The sequence below is a fragment of the Hymenobacter profundi genome (genome assembly GCF_019334315.1).
GTDB lineage: Bacteria > Bacteroidota > Bacteroidia > Cytophagales > Hymenobacteraceae > Hymenobacter > Hymenobacter profundi.
Genome location: NZ_JAHWGL010000173.1, coordinates 1 through 4859 on the forward strand (window position 1 = coordinate 1; position 4859 = coordinate 4859).

The window sequence follows — 4859 nt, forward strand, 5'->3', positions numbered from 1 at the left end:
GTGAAGTTGTGAGTTTGTGAAGTTGTGAATAGTCTGTCATCCTGAACGCAGTGAAGGACCTTCTCACGTGTGAACGACAATCGTATTAACGACTCGTTCTCTCGTGAGAAGGTCCTTCACTGCGTTCAGGATGACAGACTATTCACAACTTCACAAACTCACAACTTCACCATTTATTGATACTGAATATACAGCGGCTTGGGGTCCAGGGCGGCTACCTCAGCGGGGGTCATGAGGCGGGAGCCGGGGCGCCGGTCGTTTTTGTAGAACAGTTTGAAGCCGGCAAACTCCACGGGTTGCTGCTTGATGAACTTGCGGTAGGAGCCGCGCTTGATTTTGGGCGTGCCCCAGCCGTCCATGTCCATCACAATCTGCACGCGCGGGTCGGTTTTGATGTCCTGGTAGTTGGTGACCATATCCTGGCGGAAGCGGTGCACCACCAGCACCTTGGGCGGCAGCTGGTATTCGCTCACGATATCGGCCAGAAAGCGGCGGGCGTAGTTCACGTCCTGGGCATCAAACTCGCCCACCTCCGTACCCGGCCGCCGGCCCGATTTCATCGAAAACTCCGGGTCGATGCCCAGGTGCACGAAGGGTAGGCGCAGGTAGGGCGCCAAGCGGGGCAGCTCCTCGGGCAGCGTGCTCAGGCCTACTTGCACATCCAGAAATACCAGCGCATGCTGCTGGCGGCCCAGCGCAATCATGCGCTGGATAGTGCTGTCGGGTAGAGACGCGCGGTACTTGCCATCGGCGCCGGAGTCGCGCTGGGCGATGATGGCCGTGAGGTGCAGGGCCGGGCGCACGGGGCGCTTGGGGTCGGCGGCTTCCCACTCTTCTATCTGCTCGCTGAGGCGGCGTAGCATCTCATCCTGCGGGTACTGCCCCAAAATGCCCATGCTTTTGTGCAACGGGTTGCCATAGTAGGCCACAATGCGCGAATCGGGTAGAATGGCGCCGGGAAGCTCGCCGTGCACTTTGGCAACAGAATCGGCCTGTAGGGAGTCTTGGTGTAGCTGCTGCTGCCGAGCTAGCGCCAGCTCGGCGGCGCTGGGCTGCCGGGACTTCTCCTGCGGCGACGAGCAACTACTACTCAGCAGCAACCATACTACCCAACAGCATAAGTGGGTAGGAGAAAGAAAGAAAAGCCGGATAGATGCCACGAACGCGCGAGTCCTCAGTTGATGTGGAAGCTAAAGATACGCGCCGGGCTGAAAGGACGTTCCGGGAAGCCACGAATAAACTTTGCCCGCTACCCCTGCTGTGCGGCTAGGGTAGCGGGCAAAGTACTACTTCTTCAAAGCGTAGCTGATCGGAATCGTAAAGGACACATTCACAGGTTGCCCTTTTTGCTTGCCGGGTGTCCAGCGAGGCAGTTCTTTGACGACGCGCAAGGCTTCGTCGTTCATCGCCTGCGCTGCTGCTTCGTGTTCGGGAGAGGAAATACCTTTTCGAAGGTACACGTCTTCTATATCGCCTTCCTTGTTGACGGTAAAGCTGACGAATGACATTCCCTCTAGCTGCGCCGCTTTAGCGCTAGCCGGGTATTGCATGTTTTCGCCTATATATTTCAATAAGCCACCCATGCCGCCCGGAGGCTCCGGCATTTGCTCAACGTAGGCGTAAATCCGTTCACCTTTTGCGTTAAAAGCAGGTGGCGGCGGCGGGGCGGGCAGGGGCGGCGCAGGCATAGACGAAGCCTGCCCGGAAGTCTGCGAAAGCGCAGCGTCATCAGCCGGCGTATTTTTCTCACAGGCTACTACGCCTAGCAGGACGCAGCCAAGGGGTAGGGCCAGCCACTGCTTCCAGCGGCGGGTAACGGACGGACGGTTCAGCATAGCAATACGGGTTAAGGTGGAGGATGAAAAGAAAGAATGAGCAAGGGTAGGCGTCTGTCCCAGCCAGCGCGTGGCTTGCCGAGCCAGCAACCCAACATAGTCGGCGGGCGAGGTAGCAGCGGCGGCTTCGTCGGCGAGGTACTCGTGGGTGAGGTGCAGCGCGTTCGGCAGCAGGTGTACAAAGGGGTTGGGCCAAAGTATGGCTTGCCACACGCGCAGCCAGAGACGGTCGAGGGTATGGTGCTGGCGCACGTGGGCCAGCTCGTGGGCCAGTATTTGCCGGCCTTCGGCGGAGGTGAGGGGTAGGGAGTCGTCCCAGAACACCGTGCGGCCGAACGAGCTGGTAGGACGCTGGCCACCGGTACGCCGCAGGGTATAGTCCTCGTGCCGCTCTACGGGTAGCAACCGAGCAAAGCGCCACAGCTGCCAGAGCTGCCCGCCCAGCCGCGCCAGCAGCAGCACTACCCCTATGCCGTAGCAGAGCACCAGCCACGGAATGGCAGTAGCCGCCGGATGGCTGGCCTCCGCGTTGGCCGTTGCCTCAGGCAACAGGAACTGCAATGGCTGTTGCACCATAACTGGGGTAGCCAGTTCCAGGGCGGGTAAGGGGAGCAGCGGCAGCACGGCGGCCAGCAGTGGTGCCAGCACCAACAGCATCCGGTTGTAGCGGAAGCTTTGTTCGCGCCGCATCCCAACGTGGTAGAACAGCCAGAGGGCACCGAGAATCAGTGTGCTCATCCAAAGCCAGTGAAGTAGAAGAGTAGCCATTAGGAATGAAGAAATAGGTGGATGGATATAGTGTAGTAGAACTAGTAGGTCAGCTAGTGCAAGGCGTAGGTAACAGGAACAGTGAAGGACACATCCACAGGTTGACCATTGTGCGTGCCAGGTGTCCAGCGAGGTAGTTCGCGAACCACACGCAACGCTTCCTCATTCATAGCTAGCATAGGTGGTGTGGTAACAGTAGTTACCAAAGGAGCTTCGCCTTTTGCTGGCTTAATAGTTAATTTTTGCTGAATCCCTTTCATGAGCTGTACATCGTCTATACTACCGTCTTTGGTGACCGTGAATCTGACGAATACTTTGCCCTCTATATGCTGTGCTCTCGCCTCGGCCGGGTAATGGATACTTTTGCCGATATGCTGTAAAAGCGCGCTCATACCGCCTGGGTATTCCGGCATTTGTTGCGCGTAGCGGTATACTCCATCCGGTGTGATAATACCCGGTGGCCGGGAAGAAACGGACATTGACGAGCGGTAGCGCCGCAAAGCTGGTACGACCTCGTCCTTGGTATATTCTCCGCCCACTTGCTTGCCATCTGCTAGAAGGATGAACTTGGATGAACCAGGTACTTTCTGAATCTCTAAAGAAGAAGTCTCTTTACTTTCCTGCACGTGCGGCGCCGCAACTTCATCAGCCGGCGTATTCTTCTCACAAGCCACCACAAACAGCAGCCCGGCACACACGGGCAGCGCCAGCCACTGCTTCCAGCGGCGGGGTACAGACGACGAACGGTTCAGCATGGCAATACGAGTTAAGGTGGAAGATGAAAAGAAAGAATGCGCAAGGGTAGGCGCCTGCCCCAGCCAGCCGGAGGCTTGGCGGGCAAGTAGCCGGATATAATCGGTAGCAGTAGAAGGCGCCGCAGCGGCATCGGCGAGGTACTCGTGGGTGAGGTCGAGGGCGCGGGGCAGCAGGTGCACGAAGAGGTTGGGCCAGAGTACGGCCTGCCACACGCGCAGCCAGAGCCGGTCGAGGGTGTGGTGCTGGCGCACGTGCACCAGCTCGTGGCGCAGCACCTGGGCGGCTTCGGCGGCAGTGAGCGGCGCGGTATCGTCCCAGTACACGGCGCGACCGAAGGAGCCGGTAGGCCGCTGGCCGCCGGTGCGGTACAGCGTGTAGCCTGCGTGTTGCTCGGCGGGGAGCGTGCGCGTGCAGCGCCAAAGTATCAGTAATTGCCAGCTTAGCCTACCCAGCAACAGTGCTACCCCGGCGCCATACAGTAGCAGCACCCAGAACAGCAGCGGCACAGCGGGCGCACTGGTAGCCGAAGCGCCTACCGTCACGGTTGGAAGCAGCAGACGTAGGGGCGCCTGGGCCGTGGGAGTTGCCGGAAGCCAGGCGGCGGGCAAATGCACGAGAGGCAACAGCGCCGCCAGCGGCGGAGCTAGCAGTAGCAGGACGCGGTTGTACTGGAAGCACCGCTCGCGGCGCAGGGCCAGGTGGTAGAGCAGCCACAGCGCGCCCAGCGTGAGCGTGCTCAGCAGAAGCCAATTAAGCAGTTGGGGCGTCGTCATCTTGCGAGTCGGCTGGGGTAGGGGGGAGGTCCTGCTGGGCGTGGCGCAGCAGCTCGTCGAGCTGGCGGGCATCCAGGTTTTCCTCCTGGGCAAAGAAGCTGACCAACCGGCTGAACGACCCGCCGAAGTAGCCGCCCAGCAGCTTGGTGAGCGAGAAGCGCCGGTAGGCATCCTGTGCTACCAGGGCATAGTAGCGGTGCGTGCGCCCAAAGGCCTCGTGCCCCACAAAGCCCTTCTGCTCCAGAATGCGGATGATAGTGGACACCGTGGTGTAGGCGGGGGTAGGAGTGGGCAGCTCCGGCAGCATGTCCTTCACAAACGACGGCCCCCGCTGCCACAGCACTTGCATGACTTGCTCCTCGGCGCGGGTGAGTTCGGGTAGATTTTCCATAAGTAGTGGTTAAGGAGAGTAAGGTATAACTAATATTTTAGTTATACAACTAAATCTTTAGATAAATCTGAATCACGGATTCGCTCGGATTTGACGGATGACACGGATTTCGGATCACGGTTTCGCTCGGATTTTTCGGATGACACGGATTTTGTAGACGATTTCAAACATAGAGGGCTATCCAAATCAGGTAGCTCTCTATGTTTTGTGACAATCCACTGTGTAGCGTCGAGATGTGGTTGGCGTGAATCGTTCACAGAATCCGTGTCATCCGAAAAATCCGAGCAAATCCGTGGTTCTGACTTACCACTACGAAATCGAATCTTTTGGGCGCCG

General features: G+C 58.7%; 4 protein-coding genes. All 4 read right to left on the reverse strand.

Going from position 1 to position 4859, the window contains the following annotated elements; translation table 11 throughout:
- Positions 1 to 173: 173 nt before the first annotated feature.
- The 4 genes from KYK14_RS21480 to KYK14_RS21495 all read right to left on the reverse strand — a co-directional run bounded on the left by KYK14_RS21480 (position 174) and on the right by KYK14_RS21495 (position 4523).
- On the reverse strand, positions 174 to 1160 hold the full coding sequence (locus KYK14_RS21480; protein ID WP_219161713.1) for a hypothetical protein: 987 nt from the start codon (positions 1158 to 1160) through the stop codon (positions 174 to 176).
- Between the two features lie 126 nt (positions 1161 to 1286).
- The gene (locus tag KYK14_RS21485; RefSeq protein WP_185282167.1) at positions 1287 to 2603 is read right to left on the reverse strand and encodes a M56 family metallopeptidase; all 1317 of its coding nucleotides are present in this window, start codon (positions 2601 to 2603) and stop codon (positions 1287 to 1289) included.
- 53 nt (positions 2604 to 2656) lie between these two features.
- Entirely contained in the window at positions 2657 to 4132 is a 1476-nt protein-coding gene (locus KYK14_RS21490) for a TonB family protein (RefSeq protein WP_185282168.1), read from the reverse strand.
- Positions 4110 to 4523, reverse strand: a complete 414-nt coding sequence (locus KYK14_RS21495) for a BlaI/MecI/CopY family transcriptional regulator (protein WP_185282169.1) — start codon at positions 4521 to 4523, stop codon at positions 4110 to 4112. Before KYK14_RS21495 ends, KYK14_RS21490 begins: the two co-directional genes overlap by 23 nt.
- Positions 4524 to 4859 lie beyond the last annotated feature (336 nt).